The sequence below is a fragment of the Bdellovibrionota bacterium genome (assembly GCA_035292885.1).
In the GTDB taxonomy this organism is placed as follows: domain Bacteria; phylum Bdellovibrionota_G; class JALEGL01; order JALEGL01; family DATDPG01; genus DATDPG01.
Genome location: DATDPG010000130.1, coordinates 1 through 19,441 on the forward strand (window position 1 = coordinate 1; position 19,441 = coordinate 19,441).

Genomic DNA, 19,441 nt, shown 5'->3' on the forward strand with positions numbered 1-19,441 from the left:
CCGGTGACGATCTCGGGACCGGTTAAAGCCGTGATGACCAGGTCGGCGAAATCTCCTCGCTCGGAAAGCGGCGTGCAGGTGAAAAAAATCGTCTTGGCTCCGGCGCTGCGGGCTTCGGTGAGGGCGCCGCGGACGTACGACGCCGTGGAGCCGGTGGAAATTCCCATGACGACATCCTTAGGTGAGGGGGATTGTTTGGCCAAGTCGCGGCGGCCCGCTTCGGGATCGTCTTCAGCGCCTTCGGCTGAGCGAGTGAGCGCCTTCGTTCCGCCCGCGATGACGGCGAGAACACGGTCGGGCGGCAACCCGAACGTGGGGGGGCATTCGGCGGCGTCCAACACACCGAGGCGGCCGCTGGTGCCGGCACCGACATAAACGAGCCTCCCCCCCTTCTGAAACGCTTCGGCCACCCAGTCGATGGCCGTGGCGATGGATCCCTTGGCCTCCAGGAGGGCTTTTGCGACCTTCTGGTCCTCGCGATTGATGATCTCGACGATCTCGAGACTCGATTTGACGTCGATATCCTCCGAAAGCGGATTTCGCTGTTCGGTGAGAACCAGGGCGTCCACGCCCCGCTCCAGTTTGACGGTCGAGGAACTCATTCCGGAAGGATTTTTCCGGGGTTCAAAATCCCATGAGGGTCAAACGCCGTCTTGATTCGCTTCATGACGTTGATTTGGGGCGGAGAAATCGCCATTGGAAGATATTCCCGTTTCAAGAGCCCGATCCCGTGTTCACCGGATATCGTTCCTCCCAATCGGACGGCTTCCGTAAAGAAATCGGTGAGAACCTTTTGAGAAACGACCCGCCAGCGTTCTGTCGGAAGGTCCCCCCGTCGAAAATAGGTGTGCAGATTTCCGTCCCCCGCGTGACCGTAAGAAATCACTTCGATCGCATGTTTTTTTGACACGGTATCGGCCGCCTCCAAGAGCGCCGGAACCTTCCGCCTCGGCACCACGGCGTCGGCTTCAACGTAGTCCCCCGAGTTAGCGATGGAATCGCGCACAAGTTTTCGAACCGTCCAAAGCTCTTCTCGTTGAGCGGGTGTGGCTGCAACCGAGGGCTCGCCCGCCCCCGACTCTCGGAGAACTCGCTCCAGCTCCGGAAGTTCTGTTTGAAGGGACGCACTGTCTCGGCTGTCGAGTTCGATGAGTAGGGAGGCCGGATGGTCGGGGAACGGATACGAAAGCTCGGAATGGCGGTTCAGCACGCAGCGGACCGCGCCTTGGGGAATCAGTTCCAATGTGGGAGGAACGATTCGCGCCGATAAAATCGCGACGATGCTTTTCGAAACGGCTGCAGCGGAATCGTAAGGAACGAGAAGCGTTACACGTTCCCTAGGCAACGGAACCAGCCGCAAGATGATTTTCGTGACGATGCCGAGTGTGCCTTCGGAGCCGACCAGAAGTTGCGTGAGGTTGTAACCGGTGGAGTTCTTGGCGAACCGGCCGCCGGTCTGTATGACGTCGCCGGAGGGAAGAACCACTTCCAACCCGAGGACATACTCCCGCGTCACGCCATATTTGACGGCGCAGAGGCCGCCCGCGTTCGTCGCGATATTTCCGCCGATCGTGCAGATATCGACGCTCGCCGGTATCGGAGGGTAAAAAAGACCGCGCTGTTCGACCGCCCGCCGAAGATCGCCGGTGATCACGCCAGGTTCCGTGACCGCCACACCGTTTTCTTCGTCGATCTCTAAAATTCGGTTCATCCTTTCCAAGGAAACGACGAAGGATCCCTCGGAGGGAACGGCGGCGCCGCTTAAACCCGTCCGCGCTCCCTGGGGAACAATCGGAACGTGATGTCGATTCGCGAGCTTAAGGAGAGTGACTACCTGGGATGTCATCGTCGGAAACGCCACGGCGATCGGCCGGTCGGTGGTTTGGTGCGCTTCGTCCCGGCAGTATGGGGCGATTCGATCCGGGCCGGACCCAATCTCTAAATCGGGATATTGGCCGCGAAGTTCCCGGAGGAAGGCGTCGCCGGAGGGCATCCCGCGGGATCATATGTCACTTTATCAGGGAGGACTAGGGCGCCGAGCCGGCGCCGATCGTCCGCCATGCCACCACTTGCAAGGACGAGGCGCCGCCGCCTCCAGCGTTGGTAAATGCCTGAGCGGCTTTCGCCAAGCCTTGCGTGGAATAGCGGAATCGTGCGTTGTTGTTGTTGACGTCGATCTCCACGGGATTGTCGGCCACCGTGGAACCCAGCACCATCGTGGATCCGAACACTTGAGGGGTTCCTCCGATCTTAATTCCTCCGCCTTCATCCTGTATGAGGATCAAACCCGCGTACGTTAACGTCCCCGTAAACTCCGCTTGGCAGTTCCGAATAATGAGAATTCCATTTCCATAAAGGTTGCCGTTGAATTTCACGTTTTCGCCTGCCGTTCCTTGAATTAAGACGATTTTGGGGGATGCGCTCGTTCCGAAGGCGTTTGCGTCGGAGTTGAAGGGTCCCGACGAGGCTGCATAGGTTGTCTGGGCGATATTCCCGGCGTTTGTTGCGAACGTTTCCCAGCTGGTGCAGTCGATGTTGGCATTGTTGTTGATCGGAGGAGTACCGCCGGGAGTTCCGCTGGAGATGTCCGCCGTTGCGCCACCGTTGTAAGAAAGACCCGCGTGCGCCGGACCGCCGCTATCGGCCCCGTTGCATCCCGCACCGGAACAAGGATACGCCGGCAAATTGTAGTCCGCTCCCTGGATCGTGTTCCCCTTGGCGATGTCGGTGTTGTTCGAACAAAGCCCCATGGCGCCGATTCCGCTCGAATCGGGAGGCGCCGACGGGCCGCTGCCGGGCTGAATCTGATAGTAGGCGTCGATGATGTGCTCGGTTGTTCCCAAAGCTCCGGTGGAGACGAGACGAAAGATCAGGTCGTGATCGACGCTGTCGTTTCCGTTCTCTCCGGTGATCTGCGTCGTTCCCACATAATCGTTATCGTAAATCCCTACGGCGTATTCACCTCCCCCGGTGGTTCCGAACTGCACCGTGTGAAACATGTTGTCGATGGAGTGGGACGTTGTATAGGCGTCCAAGACTTTCCTCGCCGTAAGAGCGATCGCGGTGTCCGCGACGCCGGAGGCGCGATTCGCGCGGTTCATATTGCCCGCGAGCGAGGTGTCGACCTGCGCTCGTTGCATGCTCGTCACCACGATGAGAGTCAAAACTCCCAGGGCGATCAGAGCGACCACCAGAATCTGACCTCTAGGGGTTGCTTTTGCGCTCGAACGCACGATACCTCTGAAGTTGTTTTTGTTGGAACGGTGTGAGTTTCGCCGTCTCCGCGGCGGGAACATCGAACGTTTTCCCGGAGGCTTGAATGCTGACCGAATCTTGTCCGGGAACGATTTTGATCGAACGTATTTCCGAGGAACGGAGGGTCACCGGACCGTTGGTGCCCGCCAAAGTCAGGACGACATCCTTGGGTCCTTCGGCGCGGTCCGTTTTCGGTTGCGAGGACAGGGGTTCTTCCCGTTTTCCGGACATTCCCCACCAGAGTAAACCGCCGAGCACGAGGACGGCGGCCGCGAGTCGCGCCCATTTTTGGAGTGCCGAAACTTCGGAGATCGCGATTCCCGATTCCGTGAGTTGCTGCTTTCTCGTTTTCCAGGACGCTTCCGCCTGTTCGTCTACGAGCCTTTTGCAGAGCTGTTCGATCTTTTCCCGGATCGGGCCGGCGGTGTCGTCGAGTTCGATCTCGTTGACGCCGTTTTCCCACTGCCGGACGTATCCGGTGAAGGAGAGTCTCCGCAGACCTTTCTCGCTGGCAATGGCGACATGAATACGGACGTACGTGCCGCGAGGCAGTTTGTCCTTGGACTCGACGCGAATGAGCCCCGCCTCCATCGACCCGACATATGTTTTCAAAAATTCACTCGACGTTCGAAAATGTTTCGTGAGTATGGGAGCGTCGCGATCCGGTTTGAAAGCAGGCTTGGCGGCAGCCGACGGCGCGGCCAATCGGCCATATCCGGTCTGGCGGGACAGTTCGCGGATCGTCCTTTCAAGCGCCGCACGCTCGTCCCCCGTTTCATATTCGAATTGAATTTCCCGCCGGCCGGCCTCGATCACGAGACAGACCGCTTTTGTCGTCAGTAGATCTTTGCCGTCCTGGCGGAGCGTGATCGACAAGAGTTCTCCCGGTTTCCATTCGCCCCCCGCGCCGACGCGGCCGCTGGTCTGACTTAAAGTGAACACCGGAATCTGTTCGTCGATTCCGCTCTTCGTTCGGAATCGGGCGATGACGGCCAGTTTTTCGACGTCATATTCCGGATAGACAAAAAGGCGGACCCGCGCTCGGGCCAACGCCGTCACAATGTTCGCGATTCGGGCTTGGGACTCTCCCGCGCCGGCGAGCGTAACCGTGAACTTGCGATCCTCGACGCTGGAGATGGTTCCGCCGATCGGACCTTGCGAGAGAAGCGGCGCCAGCTCTTTCACTCGATGCGTGGTGATGGCCAGCTGGACTTCGGATCCTTTGACGAGGGGAGGCGCGGATTCGGCGCGTTCCAACGTCCAATGATGGCGGGAAACCGTGAGCAGTTGCGCGTCGGCTCCGGCTCCGTCGGCGGCAAACGTGGCCGCCAATTTGAGGGATTGAACTTGAATTCCGGCCGCGTCGTCGACGTCCGTCCAGGCGTCGCCGACGATCTCCTGAACGACCGCTTCCACCGCCTGGCGTGTCTGCTCGGCTCTCGAACGAACCAGGTCCTCGATGACTCGAAGGAGCCTCGGAAAGCTCTGCAACAGGTCCCGGAAATCGGCTCCGGGCAGAACCATCACTTCCGTCGGTTCGACCGCCCGCGCGGAGGCGGATCGCGGTTGCCCGGTTACAATCGCCATCTCGCCCAGAATGTCGCCGGTGGTCAGCTCCCCGAGTCGGAGGATGTCCGTTCCCTTTTTCTTCGTGACGGCGATCCGCCCTCGTTTGATGACGATGAGATCCAGGTCGGTCGAACCTTCACGAAGAATCTCCTCGCCGTCCTTCAACTCGCGAAACAGTAATTTGGTCGCGATCTGTTCGATCTCTTGCGGTTGCAGCGTGGCGAACAGTTGAGTGCCGTGCAGGACGTTGGTCAGCACCCGCGACCGGTAAAGCTGAGTCAGGCGATCGCGGATCGCCGGGTTCCGTTTCTCGGCATCCGCAAGCCAACGGGCCGTTAATTCGAGAACCGCCACCTCTTCCAGCGCCGCGGCGGCCGTCGTCCGTGGGGCTCCGGTGAGATAGGAGAACTCGCCGAAGATCTGCCCCGGTTGAAGCACGGCGAGGCGCTGAAGTTCGCCGTCCCCTTCCTGCCGAACGATTTCGACACTGCCGGAAAGGATGGCGTAGACCTCATCGGAACGTTCCCGTTGCTGGAAGATCACCATCGCCTTCGGGAATTTTCGGACCGGAAGCTGGCCGATCGCCTGTTGAAGAGCGGGATCTTCGATTCCTTCGAAAAGAGAGATTATTTTCGGTTCGATGGACATCAAAGTTCAATTCCGGTTCTTCAGCGATGTGGTCAGTTCGTAGGTTTCTCTCTTGTCGCCGATACTCTGGGCCCATCGGACTCGAACTTTCCGAATGGAGGATTCTGCCGTGGCCGGACTTGCCTCTGTATTGCTGGCGTTGAGATAACTGACCGTAAACTCATCCACGTCGATCAAGAAAACTTCGGAGTTGCGCGTCACCCGTTTGCCGGCCGCGTCGTAGATATACCGAATGACCTCGGGAGCGTCTCCAGCGGGTGGCGGGTCTTCAAAGTTGCCGCTGGTATTAAAATCGCCCTGAACAATCAATGTGCTGTCGTTCGAGGAGGAATCAAAGGCGGGGAGTGTGGTGGCACGAACAGGATTGAACCCGGCCTGGGCGATATCGGTCGAGAGCTTAAATCTCGCCCGCTGGGAGCTCCGTAAGACTTGGGAGGCTTCGTTCTGCCCGGACGTCGATTGCACCTGTCCGCGGATGATTTGATAAATGCCGATGGCCACCAAACAGCTAATGAGCAGCGCCACCATCACTTCGGTCAGCGTGAAACCGGAAGATTTTGCACTCTTCATGGAAGTTTCAGCGAAATGAATTCAATCATTATAAAGGAACCGACGCGAGTTAACAGCTCGGAATCCGTCGTACGGTGCGGGCCGTTCATAAAACGTGAACTTTGGTTCCCACGGAAAATCTATAAGACGACTCCGCCGAGAATCAAGCTGGCGAAAGAAAAGTAGATCACAAGACCGGTTACGTCCACCAATGTCGCCACGAACGGCGCCGAAGCGCTCGCGGGATCGAAACCCAATTTCCGAAGGATAAAGGGAAGCATGGAGCCGGTTATCGTTCCCCACATGACCACTCCCAAAAGACTGCACGCAACGGTCGCCGCCACGAACAAGTAATGTTCTCCATACATGGGTCTCCACTGCTGCCAGAGAACGATCCGGAAGAAACCGATCGTTCCGAGAATGGCCCCCAGAGCTAGCCCCGAAACGATCTCCCGGCCAAAGACCTTCCACCAATCTCGAAGCCGCACTTCTCGCACGGCTAACGCGCGAATGATCAGCGTGGATGCTTGTGAACCTGAGTTACCACCGGAACTGATGATGAGGGGGATAAACAAGGCCAAGACCACCGCCCGCTCGATCTCGTGTTCGTAATAGCCCATGGCGGTGGCCGTAAACATTTCGCCGAGAAACAGGGCGGTCAGCCATCCGGCGCGCTTGCGCACGAGTGAAAAAAAACCGACGTTGAAATAGGGGGCGTCCAATACCTCCATACCTCCCAATTTCTGAACGTCCTCCGTCTGTTCCCGCTCGACGACGTCCATGGCGTCGTCGTGCGTGATAATCCCGACCAATCTTTTGTCGGGGTCGATGACGGGGAGGGCCAGAAAGTCGTATTTAGCGACCATCTTGGCGACCTCTTCCTGATCCATGTCGACGCGCACGGAGATCGGATCGACCGACATGAAATCTTCGATTTTCTGTGTCGGCCGCGCAAGAACGAGATCCCGGAGGGATATTGTCCCGAGTAGCTTCCGGTCTCCGTCGATGATGTAGATGTAGTAAATCGTCTCTCGATCCGGCGCGATGTTTCTCAGCTTGGCCATCGCTTCGGCCACCGTGACCTGCGCGGGGAGCGAAGCATACTCCGTCGTCATGAGCGCCCCCGCCGTCTTTTCGCCGTATTGAAGAAGGCGGCGGACATCGTCTCGGTCCGCCTGCGCCATCAAGGGAAGGAGGGAATCCACCGTCTCCGAGGGAAGTTTTTTCAAGAGGTCGACCCGGTCGTCGGCCGACATTTCTTCCAAGAGCTTTACGGTTTCGGCCCTCCCCAAGTGCTTAAGGACTTCCGCTTGGGTTGCCAGCTCCAGTTGCTCGAAGACATCAATCCCTTTCGGGGCTCGAAGGATACGGACGATGGCGGCGATCCGGTCGGGGCTGAGATGCACAAGGAGTTCCGCGACGTCGCTGGGGTGAAGATCTTCGAAAACGGTGCGCAAGCTTTCGAGGTCACCGTTCTCGATGGCCTCCATCACCTCCGGAAGAAAGAGCTGGGATATTTGCACGCGCAAACGATAGGGGCCTGTCCGAGTATTGGCAAGAACCGCGTTCGGAGCGCCGCGGGGTCAGATGCGAGGCGCCGCGCCGAAGACGATGCAACACATTGTCTAGGAGCGGCAACGAAGCGGATGGCCCCATGCGCGCGGTCATTGCGAATGCTCGGATAGGCCCCTCGACGCGGATCCAACCCGTGTCAAAGGGTCCGGCCTGAGTTATGATTTTTCCAATGCATTGGGTTTTCGCCGGGATAATAGGCCTCGGTCTGAGTTCGGCGTTCGCTCAATCCCAGGCGCTCAGGGACTTTCGGGTGAAGAGCTCGTCGGAAAAGATCCCCGGCCAGACCGGCCGCCTGATTCTCTCCGAGGCTCATTTCGAGCGTTCGCCCGAAGCGATTTGGAGTCTGTTGAATCGTTTCGAGGAATTTCCGAGCTATCTGCCCCGTGTCACCGCTTGTGAATCGTTGGGCACGTTGGGAGAAAAAGAGCAGGTTTACGTTTCCATTAATTTGCCCTGGCCCCTGCCCAATCTCTGGAACATTCTGGCCATTCAACGCCAGCCGGCCGTTCATCGTTTCGACTGGGAAATGGTGCGCGGAAATATGAACGTCCTGGAAGGGACGCTGGCGATCGAAGCGGAAGGGAAGGGAAGCCTGGTCAAGCTTAGGGTTCGAACCGATCCCGGGAAGTTCATCCCCAAGTGGCTGGTCTCGTGGGGGGCCAAACATTATGTTCCAAAACTTCTTTTGGCCGTCAACGAGCGTCTGAAACAGCCCAAAGATCTGCCTGCCCCCGTTGCACCCGCAAGCGTTATCCCAAAGCAAATTCCCGCCGTGGGTGCTCAGTAGATCAAACCACCGACCACGACGATCCAAAGCGCTATATTGATCTGCAGAGGCCGATCATGAAGGATGAGGGAGGCCGGATTTCCTCCCTCATTGCGTTGGTAAACCAGATAGAGATAGTGGAAGACGCCGTAAAAAACGAACGGCGTCGTGTAAATCAATCGATCGGTACCGAACTTGCCGATCGTTTCGTCGGCCACCGTATATAGCGCATAGGAAAAGACGGTCAAAGCGGTCGTAATCATCATGACGGCGTCGATGAAAGGGACGGAGTACTCGGAGAGAACGTTTCGGTGCCGGGTGGCGTTGACCTCCAACGTGAGCAGTTCGTGGCGCCGCTTGGCCACGGCCAAGAACATCGAAACGCTGAAGGTGCAGAGAAGGAGCCAGTGGGAAAGGGCCACATTCGCTGCGGCGACCCCCGCCACGGCCCGCCACACAAAACCGAGCGCGATGCACATGATGTCGACAATCGCCACCTTCTTTAGAGCGAGCGAGTAGGCGATGTTCTGCGCGATGTAAACGGCGACGATGGCCGAAAAGTAATGGCCGAGACGAACGGCTGCGGCGCCGCCTCCGAGGATCAAGAGCGATGCGACCGCAATCGCCATGCGTGCCGAAATTCTTCCGCTGGCGATCGGACGTTTGGATTTGAAAGGATGGTGGCGGTCCGAATCGCGGTCCAGGAGATCGTTTAGAATATAAACAGCGCTGGAGACGGCACAGAAGACAAGAAAGGCGGTAGTCGCCCGCCAGAACGTCGCGGGATCGGAAAGGCGAAGAGCGAAAAAACATCCGGCGTAGCAGAGTAGGTTCTTGATCCACTGCTGAGGGCGAAGCGCTTGAAACAGGTCGTGCACCGCCGTTTAATCTACAGGGAGTGATGGGCCGATCAAATTTGTCTTTGGGGGAATATCCGTCGCCCGCGTATGCTTCGGCCGTGAGTTCAGGCCAATCGTGGGGGAGGGTGTTTCACCCAAGCCAACAGATTCTTCCCGTCGGCTGGCGGCATGAACCGCTTCGTTTCGATGCGATTTCGACATCGGTGCTGCCGTACGGCCGCGGAAGGAGTTACGGCGACAGTTGCCTCAACGACGGCGGGACACTTCTGGCCACCCGCCGCCTGGACCGTTTCATCGATTTTCATTCCGAAACCGGTGTTCTTCGATGCGAAGGGGGCGTTCGTCTGGATGCGATTCTTCGAACGTTCGTTCCCAAGGGGTTCTTTATTCCGATCACGCTAGGGACGAAGCTCATTTCGGTCGGTGGAGCGATCGCGAACGACGTTCACGGCAAGAATCACCATTGCGCGGGCACGTTCGGACGCCACGTGCTTCGTTTCGAGCTTTTGCGTTCGGACGGTCGGAGAGTCGTCTGCTCGCCGACGGACAACACGGATTTATTTCAGGCGACCGTCGCCGGTTTGGGCCTGACCGGCCTGATCTTATGGGCGGATATTCGTCTTCAAAAAATCACCGGCCCCATGGTGAGCGCCGAGTCCATTCGATTCGAGTCGTTGGACGAATTTCTGGAGCTATCGGACAGTTCGAACCGTGACTATGAGCATTCGGCGGCATGGGCCGACCTCTTGGCCAGCCGGCGAGTTCGAGGACTGTTCATGCGGGGAAATTTCAGCGAGGGGGACGGGGCGAAAAGGAAAAGCCGGTTTCGAATCAAAATTCCGATGAACGCTCCGAATTTCCTTTTAAACCGCTGGACGATGAAAACCTTTAACGCGCTCTATTTTGAGCGCCAAACACGAAAAGTCGCCCGACAAGTTCTTTCTTACGATCCCTTTTTCTTTCCTCTCGATTCCATTCGCCGGTGGAATCGGATGTACGGCAAGCGAGGTTTTTTTCAATATCAGTGCGTCGTTCCGGAGCAAGATCGGACGGCCTCTCTCCCCGTTCTGTTGGACCGAGCGCGCCGCTCCGGATCCGGCCCGTTCTTGGTGGTCATGAAAACGTTCGGAGATCTGCGGTCGCCCGGGATGCTTTCGTTTCCCCTCAAAGGAGTGACCGTTTCGCTCGATTTTCCGAACGACGGAGCGGTTACGCGGAAAACCATGGACGATCTCGACGCGATCGTTCAAGAGAGCGGCGGCGCGGTGTACCCGGCGAAGGATGCGCGGATGTCTCCGGAACACTTCAAAGCCTATTTCCCCCGGTGGCGGGAGTTCTCCGCGTTCATCGACCCGAAATTCTCGTCGAGTTTTTGGCGGCGCGTAACGGGGGAGGTTTCGTAACATGAACCGGAACGTATGCATCATCGGCGCTACGTCGGCGATCGCACAGGAAGTCGGCCGCTTGTATGCTGAAAAGGGGGCGCGGGTTTACCTGATCGCACGCAATCGCGAGAAGGTGGAACAGGTCGCGGCCGACTTGAACGTTCGCGGTGTCGAGGGAGTGGATTTCGACGTGGCCGATTTGGCCGACAGCGCGCAACACGCTCAATTGATCGACCGGGCGGTCGGGAAACTGGGCCGTCTCGACGCGGTGTTGATTGCCTACGGGACTCTTCCGGATCAGAAAAAGTGTGGAAACGACTTTAGTGAGGCGGAACGGGCGATTCGTACTAATTTCACTTCGGTCGTTTCCTTTCTTACGCATCTGGCCGACATTATGGAGAGGCAGCGAAACGGTTGTATCGCCGTCATCTCCTCAGTGGCGGGGGACCGGGGGCGGGCGAGCAACTATGTGTATGGCTCGGCCAAAGGCGCCCTCAGCCTCTATCTTCAGGGTCTTCGCGCTCGACTGGCGAAATCGGGCGTTTCGGTCGTCACGATCAAACCAGGATTTGTCGACACGCCCATGACGGTGCATTTCAAAAAGAGTTTCCTTTACACTTCGCCCCGAAAAATCGCCCCCCGAATCGTCTGCGCCATCGAGCGGAAGAAATCGGTGGTCTACCTCCCCGGATTTTGGCGGCCGGTCATGGCGATCCTTCGCGCGATCCCGGAACCGATTTTCAAGAGGCTGAATCTCTGAAAGCCTTGCCCATGTCCAAACGAGCGTTTCGAAAAATCACGACATACGTCCTGCTCTTTGCCGGCCTGTTTTCCCTGTTGTTGATCGGCGTTCAGCGGTTCCTTTCGCCCCCCTGGAATTCGATCGGCTCCCTTGTTCTGGTCATCGGTGCCTTGGCGACGGCGGCCTACCTTTTGGACATGATGGTCCCGGGCGTGAATATCTTCTCGTACGCTCCTCATCGGCTTCCCCAATCGGGGAATCGCGTGGTCCTGACGTTCGACGATGGGCCGGTGGAACCGTTCACGCGGCAAATCCTCGATATTCTCGAGCGGTACGGTGTTCCGGCCGTTTTTTTCTGTATTGGAGAAAATGTGGAACGATTTCCACAGGTGGCCAAGGAGATTGTGATGAGAGGTCATGAACTGGCGAATCACACGCAAAGCCACCGGGTCCTTCCTTTCCTCCCCGCGGAGAAAGTAGAGCGGGAGATTCGAGGAGGCGCGAACGCGTGCAAAAAAGCATCGGGTGTTCGTCCCGTGTTTTTCCGTTGCCCGAAGGGCTATAAGACTCGGCGAGTTCTCAAACTTGCAAAGAAGCTGGGCCAACAGGCCATCGGTTTTTCGTATCCGATTTTCGACGTCGAAAATCCGCTGCCCGAAACACTGATTCACAATGTCCTTCACCGCGTGAAAGGCGGAGACATCCTATTGATGCATGACGGCTTTCGGAAGGAAAAACCCGCCTCCCGCGATTCGCTCGTGGCCGCGCTTCCCAAAATCATTGAGGGAGTGCGAGGGCGCGGACTAGAGTTTGTCCGTCTATCGGATGCCTTGGCGGAAACCCTGGCCGAGGAAAATCGCCGACACTAGCCCAGAGCTCGTCTCGATAGGCGAGAAAGGGTTGTGGCTTCGTCCAAGGCGTGCCGAATATCCCTTTGAACCACTTCGCGAAGAAGTTCCGTAATTCGCGCCGCGTTCTTTTCAGCGCCGAAATTCGCTCGAACGTCTTCCGCGGCTCTTCGGCCGAGGCGCTGCCGCAAGATCGGGTTGGATAGGAGTTCTTTCAATCGGATCGACAGTTCTTCCCTATCTCCGGGGAGCGCCCAAAGACCGTTTAGGCCGTGCTGAACGATTTCGATCGCTCCTCCGTGTGCCGACACGATCGGCGGGATCCCCAAAGCCATAGCCTCAATGAGTACGCGCCCGAACGACTCGGGCTCGATGGAAGGCATCGTAAGAATATCGAAATCGACCACATACGGGCGGATGTCGGCGCGAAATCCGACGAATAGGGTCTGCTCGGCGATACCGAGATCCCGCGCCCGCCGCTCGTAGTCCGCTTTCATATTTCGGTGAAGGCCGCCATCGTTGTCTCCCACGAGCGCCAGGAGTGCCTGCGGAAACGCCGTGTGAACCCTCGAGAAGGCTTCGAGCAGCACGTCGATCCCCTTCATGGAAAGAATTCGGCCGAGGTAGCCGACCACCAGGGCGTCCGGTTTCAGGTGAAACTCCTGCCGAAGCCGCGGAGTAATTTTTCCCCGTTCAAATTGAGAAAGTTCAACAAAGTTCGGAACGACACGGACCTTCTCTCGGCTACCCACGGAATAAGGTGCAGCGGAAGCGCGTGAGTTGCAGATGATTCGGCGGGTGGACGCTCTTCGGGCGAGAAATTGGTAAAAGGCCCGGCCGACCCAATGTTCGTGGACGTTCCGCGCGTGGAAGACCACCGGAATGTGCAACGAACTTCCGACAAACGATCCGATCGGTTTCGCCAGCATATGGTTGCAGTAGATCACGTCCGGCTGGAGCCGGCGGGCCAGTGAACGGATCTTCCACATGGATTTAAGGATGGCCACGACGCCCAAAGTGATATCCATCCAGGCGAAGTTCAGCCAGCGGGGAAGCCGGTAGGGGCTTCGTTGAATCCGTTCGATGAATTCCGGAACGTAATGAATCTCTTCTCCGTGTGTCAGTTTTTCCGCAATGACCCCCGCTTCGGGCAGGACGACGATGGGATGAATCTTTGTGGCTTCTCTGTCGAGATAGGCCGTTAAACTTCGGCCCGCTCCGCCGCCGTTTATGCAACTACTGAGAATCATTACACGAATCTTAGATTCGTCGGGCCGCATTTACGCACTTTTATCGGGCGAAGGATGAGAAGTCTAGACCCGATCTACGAATGCCCTTTTAGTCCGCACCGCGCCAAACGGAGCGGATACGGGATCGAATGCCCCGCAAAACGTCTTTGTCGTGGCCTTCGAGTTTCAGGCCGAAAAGCGCGACGGCAAACGTGACAAGAAACAGAGCCAAACAGGGTAATTGGGACAGGAGCGGCAGGGGCTGTCGCCGCAACGTAAGCGGAACGGCGACGGCCAGAGCGAGGGCAAAGGCGGTGAGAGGTTTGTATTGAGCCCGTTCAAACGGCCAGAGACCCAGAAGCTTGCGACTCTGCAAGAGGCGCCACACGGTCACCGCGATGAAGGAAACGGTTGTCGCCAACGCCGCTCCGGAGATTCCCCACCGGGGGACCATCCATAGAAGAAGCACAAGGTTTGCGCCGACGAGAACGAACGAGTTAATGAGCGTCACGAACGCGAAGCCGGTGACGGCCAGGACTCCTTCCAAAAGACCCAATGTGACCACGAAAAGTTGTCCCACGGAGAAGATGCGGAGAGCCGTTCTTCCATCGAGGAAACTCTCTCCAAAAAATTGAAGGAAGAATTCAGGGATGAGCAACATCGGCCCCAACAACGCGAACGAAGGAATCATGACCCACCGGATCGCCAGAGCGAGATTCTTTTTCAAGCGCGACCGATCCTTCTGCTCGTGAAGGAGCTGGGCCATCGGCATCAAAATAGGATCGAACGTGGCGCGCGTTTTCCGAAGGACGTTTCCGATCTCCACGATCGCTCCGTAAATGCCGACGCTGGCGAGCGGCATGATTCGCGCGATGACGAGAAGGTCGAGGCGCAACTTGAACATGGCCAGAAGCTCCATCCCACCCATCGGAAGACTGGTGTTCAGGAGAAATTTCCATCGAACCGGGACCTTCCTTCCGCTTTGCGGGTGCAGGCGCAGAAAGTAGAAGAGGGCGAGAACCAGCGAAGCGAATGCCGCCAGGTTATGAGCGAAAACAGCGCCGGTGGCTCCAAGGCCGAGCCGAATGGCGGCTACGCCCAGGACCAAAATAAGAAGAGGTTCAAACAGCGACCGGACATACACCTCGTAACGCATGTCGAGCGTCGGACGGATCGCGTAGAGCAAAATCGAAGTGGAACAAACGGCCGGTAACCCGAAACAAAAATTGCGAAGCGGGGAGCCGAGCGCCGGTTTGTGAACAAACACGTGAGAGATCCAATCGGCGGACAACCCCAGGCCCAGGGCGACCAGCGAACTCGTAACCACGGCGAGCATCAGAATTCGTTCCACCGACCCGCGAATTTCGTCCGCTCTCCCTTGAGCGCGAAGATGCGTGGCGAGGCGCATGATTCCATGCTCCATACCGAGCGACGCCAACTTGCCGACCACTTCTTGAATGGCGAACGCCAAGAGATAAAGGCCGAAAAGTTCCGCTCCCAACATTCGGGAAAAGGCGATCAAGAACAGCGCACGGCTCACCTTCGCGGCGGCGCCCAAAGTGTTGGTCAAGATGCCTTTGGCGAGCTGGCGATGTTCGTTGGGGGCTACCACAGATACCGGACCTCGAATCCGGCGCTATACTGCCAGTGGTTGTCGTTCTTCACATAGTTTTGATTCAGCACATTTTCGAGTCCCAACAACGGTGAGATCGTGACGTGGTCCCACGGTTGGAGGTCGGCCAAGAGCTGAAAACGGTTTCTTTGATCGGAAGCCTCGTAACCCGGCTCCGTGGACGTGATGCTTCCTCCGCCGCCGGAGCGACCGAGCCTACCCCGTTCCTCGTGGGCAAAAACCATCTTGAGTTGCCAGGTGGAACTTCGAACGTAACGGAGAATCGCATAGATCCCCAGCGAATCGGGGCCCAAAGGGTGGCCGAGGAGATGGTTCTTATACGTGTAACCTGAGGAATAGGTTCCATGCCGGTACGAAATCGAATTGATCCTTGCGAATTCGACGGCAAAGTCGGCATGGCCGGCCGGATCGATCTTCGGGAAGAAGAGTCCCGCCAGATAGGTCGTGTCCCGAGGATTGAAAGGATTGGAAGCCCGGCAACAATCTTCGATCATGATTTCCGTGTATGGTTCGATTTCAATAAAGGGCACGCGATAACGCGCGGAGAGAAGAAAGTTCCGGTTCGCCGGATTCTCACCATCCGCGATTTTTTCCGTAAAAAAGACGAGAGGATTATTCGTCGGCGCGCCGTCGCCGCCGTACATGGCCGTCTCGCCGAACCCGACTTCTAACCGGCGGTGCGGAGAGAACGTGAAGTAGAGACCGATCAATTTAGAGTTGGGAAAGGACGCCCGGTTATCCTCTAACGCGGAGAAAAACGCCTCAAATCGAGTCGGTCCCAGGTACTTCAAGAACCATGGCGGAATCACCGGCTGGTCGGAACGGAAGCGGACCAACGTGAGCGGTTGATGATCGCCGGAAAAGAGAAGATGCCCGGCGCGGCCGAACCCCCACATCAAGCTCGATCGTCCGCCGTCGATCGCAAAGCGATTTATATGTACGGTTCCCAGCGCTTCCTTGAGATAAAACGAAACGTTGCCGTCGAAGCCCCCGTCGAGGCTCGTGAGTCGAAGCATCGGCGTTCCCGAAAACGAAAAATACCGCGTGGCCGATCCGCTGATGCGCACGCCGAGCGAACCCAAATGCCCGTCGTCGGTGAAGAGATCTTCCTGTTCCGAAAGGATCGGATTCACGACGGTGGGGAGTTCCAGTATGGGGAGCGGCTCGGAATCCACATAGCGATAGCCTGCGCGAAATTCGGCGGAGAGCCGGAACCCATCGGCCTGAAACGTGTCGGCTGAAAACCGTTCCATCAAATGTTGGCGGAGTTCCGCCGCCCAAGGCTCATCGGTTTTGAGTTCCTCCAAGAGCGAAAGCGCATAACTGACGGAGAGCGGTTGAAGTCCTGTCACACCCTGTCCGGAACCCGCCACGAGGTGATCGAACGCCATCATCTCGGGAGCGTCCCAGGGGATCTGTTCGGCACGCGCGGCCCCAATGGCGGCCAAGGCTAAGGCGAGCGCTCCTGCAAACCCTAAGATGGATCGACGTTCGCTCATGGTTGATTCAGCAGATCTTTCGAGTGTGTCGGTTCAATTTGTTTGGAAATAGGTGCTTCAGTTGAAGGGTCCGAAGGAGAAGAATCGGGGCGGGCTTTGCTTTCGACGGCGGCCGGCACGGGAGTTGGTTCGGCGGGTGGCCCTTTCGGCTTGGAAGGTTCGGAGACGATCGCCTTATAAATCAACACGCCCAGAAAAGAGACACTCACGACGCCCCCAGTGAACATCACAATGTCACGCCCCTTTGTTTCGGCCCGAGCGGGTGCGGGGAAAACGAGCGAGAGAGACAACGCTGTCGCCAAGCCTGAAAGGCCGATGGAAGTCCGGAGAGCCATTTTTACGGCGCGTACTATACCGGCGAAAGGGAAACAGGGAAGCGGACGGCACTCGAATCGATCGGGGCGAAAGCCTTTCTGCTTCGGTTCCGATAGTTGGTCGGGGCGGCGTGATTTGAACACGCGGCCCCCTGCTCCCAAAGCAGGTGCTCTAGCCAGGCTGAGCTACGCCCCGATCGTTTTGCATTATGACTTGGAACCGCCGGCAAATCGACTATTGCCGCGGAGTCAGGGGAGCTGAGCCAGCAGTTCTTCATAGGCCCGGGCGGTCGCGTCGATCGTCAGATTCGGCCGGGTTTGGTCGATGCGGTCCCTCGCGTCCTTCCAGAGAGGCGAGCCCACAGCCTCCTTGAGTCTTTTTACATCCTCCAAAACGGTGTCGAGATTTTCGGGGTTTCGCAGATAAAAGGGATACTCCTTCCCCAACAGTTCATCGCAGCCCGGCTCAGCTCCGGTCAGAAACACGGCTCCTAGCGTTGCGACGTTGGCGAGCTTGATCACGGATTTGTTTGGATCCATTCGGGCCGAAAAGTGGGCGTTATAATTTCGGATCTCCTCGCGCCAATCACGATGGTTGAGAAAAGAAATGACGTCCAGCTCCGGGATCTCCCCTTTGATGAACATTGAGCCCTTTTCGTCTCCGATATACGCGAGGCGCAGGGCCTGGTCCCCGGCTTTGTGCGGTTTAAGATGGGGGTCGGCGTGGTGGTAGATTGTTTTCACCGTAACGTTGGGATCGAGGAAAGTCTGAAGGCGACTGCGCAAGTAATTCGTCCCGGCGATGACGGCGTCGACGTGGGCCGGGATGCTTCGAGCGGTGGTGAAGTCGATCGCGTCATACACAATTCGGTTTCGCCGGCGCCGTAACCAGGCGGTAAAGCGCGGCGTACTTTTCACGCAAATGATTATGCTGTCGTGGACACCTCTCAGGGCGACGCGGGAAGGTCCAAAACGGACGACGGTTTGAAATCCGTGGCGGGCGAGTTCTTCGGCCACCTGGATTCCCCGCATGACGAAAGAGGGCCGTTTTCTCCAGGCCCAAAAAACCACTGGGCAGTTCGTTTTCACGGTGAGTCCGGTTTTTTTAGCAGATCGACCGGACCCCATCAAGTCAGGGTCCGTGAGAGAATAAGGTTTACTTTTTTTGCGCCGCGGATTTTGACTCAGATCAAGGCGAGAAGACGAAGCGCTAGCCAGCGGCGCTAACGCGAGGACGATCAACGAAGAGCCGAGTCAAAAGACCCAGCAAAAATGTAAAGATTATTCTCATACGGGCCCTTAGATCAGAGCTTGGCCAGGAACTCGGTGAGGTGATCCGAAATTTTCGCGACGGCAAGGGCGCGGTGGCTGAAACGGTTCTTCTCGGCGGGCGTGATTTCGGCGAACGTTCGGCCGAGGGCGGGGATGAAGAAGATCGGGTCGTAGCCGAACCCGCCGGTTCCGCGCGGTTCGTCAATAATAAGGCCGCACACATCGCCGGTGGCGGTGTAGGAAATTCCGCTCGCACCGTAGAGAGCCATGACGCAACGAAAGTGCGCGGTTCGTTTCTCGGCCGGCACATCTTTCAGCTTTTCGAGCAGTTTTCGGATGTTGTCTTTGTCGTCGGCGTTCGGTCCGGCGAAGCGCGCCGAGAGGACTCCGGGTCGGCCGCCCAGGACATCGACTTCCAGACCCGAATCGTCGGCCAGCGTCGGAATTCGAGTGAACGTGGCCAGCAATTTCGCCTTTTTTCGGGCGTTTTCCAGAAAACTGGAACCGTCCTCGACGACGGCGGGGGCGTCGCGCACCTGGTCCATCGAAAGGATGCGCAACGACGGATGAATCGGTCTCAGATAATTGCGGATCTCTTCGAGTTTGCCTGGATTTCGGGTCGCGAGCAGAAGCTCAGGCAAGTGTCCCGTCCTAGATATACCTTGATATTCGATCGTTGCTGCATCCCGCTCCGCGTCGTTGGTCCTCGGTCGAATACTGCCGGTATTCTCCCTCGTCTCGCCTAGCGGATCGGGCGCAGCAACGATCTCGGTATCGCAAGTTATATCTAAGACGGGACACTGGCGCATTTTTCCAGGATCATTCGTTGGATTCGGGTGATTTTTTTGATCGCCATCGTGGCGTGTGCCAGCATTTTTTGCGAGTCCTCGGCCGAGAAGGAGGCCCCTTCCGCCGTTCCCTGCATTTCAACGATTCGGGAATCCTCGAGCATGACAAAATTCATATCCACGTCGCTATTGGAATCCTCATTATAGTCGAGGTCGAGAAGCTGAGTTCCGGTCTTCATTCCGACGCTGACGGCCGCGACGGCGGACTTAATCGGATTCGTCGTGATTTTCCCCTGCCGTTGCAGCCATTGGACCGCCAACGCCATCGCGATGAACCCGCCGTTGATCGATGCGGTTCGCGTGCCTCCGTCGGCCTGCAAAACATCACAATCCACCAGGATCGACCTTTCTCCGATCGCCGTCATGTCGATCGAAGAGCGGAGCGCTCGGCCGATGAGGCGCTGGATTTCCTGCGCTCGTCCGTCGGGGCGACCCGTGGTGGATTCCCG

General features: G+C 57.6%; 18 protein-coding genes and 1 tRNA gene. 4 read left to right on the top strand and 15 right to left on the bottom strand.

Annotation, left to right across the window (positions count from 1 at the left end):
• The 6 genes from VI895_09970 to mgtE form a co-directional block, all read right to left on the bottom strand.
• Window positions 1-602: N-acetylmuramic acid 6-phosphate etherase (locus VI895_09970; protein HLG20123.1), on the bottom strand; the 602-nt coding region annotated here is incomplete at its 3' end.
• Complete coding sequence (locus VI895_09975) at window positions 599-1,993, bottom strand: FAD-linked oxidase C-terminal domain-containing protein (protein ID HLG20124.1); 1,395 nt, start codon at window positions 1,991-1,993, stop codon at window positions 599-601. The genes VI895_09970 and VI895_09975, both read right to left, overlap by 4 nt.
• 34 nt (window positions 1,994-2,027) lie before the next feature.
• On the bottom strand, window positions 2,028-3,191 hold the full coding sequence (locus VI895_09980; protein HLG20125.1) for a hypothetical protein: 1,164 nt from the start codon (window positions 3,189-3,191) through the stop codon (window positions 2,028-2,030).
• Between the two features lie 13 nt (window positions 3,192-3,204).
• Complete coding sequence (locus tag VI895_09985) at window positions 3,205-5,472, bottom strand: cyclic nucleotide-binding domain-containing protein (protein ID HLG20126.1); 2,268 nt, start codon at window positions 5,470-5,472, stop codon at window positions 3,205-3,207.
• 6 nt (window positions 5,473-5,478) lie between these two features.
• Window positions 5,479-6,042: a prepilin-type N-terminal cleavage/methylation domain-containing protein gene (locus VI895_09990; GenBank protein HLG20127.1), complete on the bottom strand. Its 564-nt coding sequence runs from the start codon at window positions 6,040-6,042 to the stop codon at window positions 5,479-5,481.
• A gap of 119 nt (window positions 6,043-6,161) precedes the next feature.
• Window positions 6,162-7,544: a magnesium transporter gene (mgtE, locus tag VI895_09995; protein ID HLG20128.1), complete on the bottom strand. Its 1,383-nt coding sequence runs from the start codon at window positions 7,542-7,544 to the stop codon at window positions 6,162-6,164.
• Between the two features lie 209 nt (window positions 7,545-7,753).
• Here mgtE and VI895_10000 point away from each other — a divergent pair, with 209 nt between their 5' ends.
• On the top strand, window positions 7,754-8,383 hold the full coding sequence (locus tag VI895_10000; protein HLG20129.1) for an SRPBCC family protein: 630 nt from the start codon (window positions 7,754-7,756) through the stop codon (window positions 8,381-8,383).
• Here the strand turns inward: VI895_10000 and VI895_10005 are convergent.
• Window positions 8,377-9,240: a decaprenyl-phosphate phosphoribosyltransferase gene (locus VI895_10005; GenBank protein HLG20130.1), complete on the bottom strand. Its 864-nt coding sequence runs from the start codon at window positions 9,238-9,240 to the stop codon at window positions 8,377-8,379. The two genes, VI895_10000 and VI895_10005, sit on opposite strands and share 7 nt — an antisense overlap.
• 23 nt (window positions 9,241-9,263) lie before the next feature.
• Between VI895_10005 and VI895_10010 the strand changes: the two genes are divergently transcribed.
• From VI895_10010 to VI895_10020, 3 genes are read left to right on the top strand one after another with little or no spacing between them, the layout of a single operon-like run.
• On the top strand, window positions 9,264-10,625 hold the full coding sequence (locus tag VI895_10010) for an FAD-binding oxidoreductase (GenBank protein ID HLG20131.1): 1,362 nt from the start codon (window positions 9,264-9,266) through the stop codon (window positions 10,623-10,625).
• Between the two features lies 1 nt (window position 10,626).
• The gene (locus VI895_10015; GenBank protein HLG20132.1) at window positions 10,627-11,367 is read left to right on the top strand and encodes an SDR family oxidoreductase; all 741 of its coding nucleotides are present in this window, start codon (window positions 10,627-10,629) and stop codon (window positions 11,365-11,367) included.
• Window positions 11,301-12,218, top strand: a complete 918-nt coding sequence (locus VI895_10020) for a polysaccharide deacetylase family protein (GenBank protein HLG20133.1) — start codon at window positions 11,301-11,303, stop codon at window positions 12,216-12,218. The genes VI895_10015 and VI895_10020 overlap by 67 nt, the downstream gene beginning before the upstream one ends.
• Here the strand turns inward: VI895_10020 and VI895_10025 are convergent.
• The 8 genes from VI895_10025 to rph form a co-directional block, all read right to left on the bottom strand.
• The gene (locus tag VI895_10025) at window positions 12,215-13,447 is read right to left on the bottom strand and encodes a glycosyltransferase family 4 protein (protein ID HLG20134.1); all 1,233 of its coding nucleotides are present in this window, start codon (window positions 13,445-13,447) and stop codon (window positions 12,215-12,217) included. The genes VI895_10020 and VI895_10025 overlap by 4 nt on opposite strands.
• An 88-nt stretch (window positions 13,448-13,535) precedes the next feature.
• On the bottom strand, window positions 13,536-15,038 hold the full coding sequence (locus VI895_10030) for an oligosaccharide flippase family protein (protein HLG20135.1): 1,503 nt from the start codon (window positions 15,036-15,038) through the stop codon (window positions 13,536-13,538).
• Entirely contained in the window at window positions 15,032-16,558 is a 1,527-nt protein-coding gene (locus VI895_10035; protein HLG20136.1) for a capsule assembly Wzi family protein, read from the bottom strand. Before VI895_10035 ends, VI895_10030 begins: the two co-directional genes overlap by 7 nt.
• Complete coding sequence (locus VI895_10040; protein ID HLG20137.1) at window positions 16,555-17,016, bottom strand: hypothetical protein; 462 nt, start codon at window positions 17,014-17,016, stop codon at window positions 16,555-16,557. The genes VI895_10035 and VI895_10040 overlap by 4 nt, the downstream gene beginning before the upstream one ends.
• Window positions 16,991-17,068 (bottom strand) — tRNA-Pro (locus VI895_10045). The genes VI895_10040 and VI895_10045 overlap by 26 nt, the downstream gene beginning before the upstream one ends.
• Window positions 17,069-17,121: 53 nt before the next feature.
• Window positions 17,122-17,961, bottom strand: a complete 840-nt coding sequence (locus VI895_10050) for a hypothetical protein (protein ID HLG20138.1) — start codon at window positions 17,959-17,961, stop codon at window positions 17,122-17,124.
• Window positions 17,962-18,176: 215 nt separating this feature from the next.
• Window positions 18,177-18,785 carry an RdgB/HAM1 family non-canonical purine NTP pyrophosphatase gene (rdgB, locus tag VI895_10055; GenBank protein ID HLG20139.1) on the bottom strand — a complete coding sequence of 203 codons (609 nt, stop codon included), beginning with the start codon at window positions 18,783-18,785 and terminating at the stop codon, window positions 18,177-18,179.
• A gap of 146 nt (window positions 18,786-18,931) precedes the next feature.
• Window positions 18,932-19,441: ribonuclease PH (rph, locus tag VI895_10060; GenBank protein HLG20140.1), on the bottom strand; the 510-nt coding region annotated here is incomplete at its 5' end.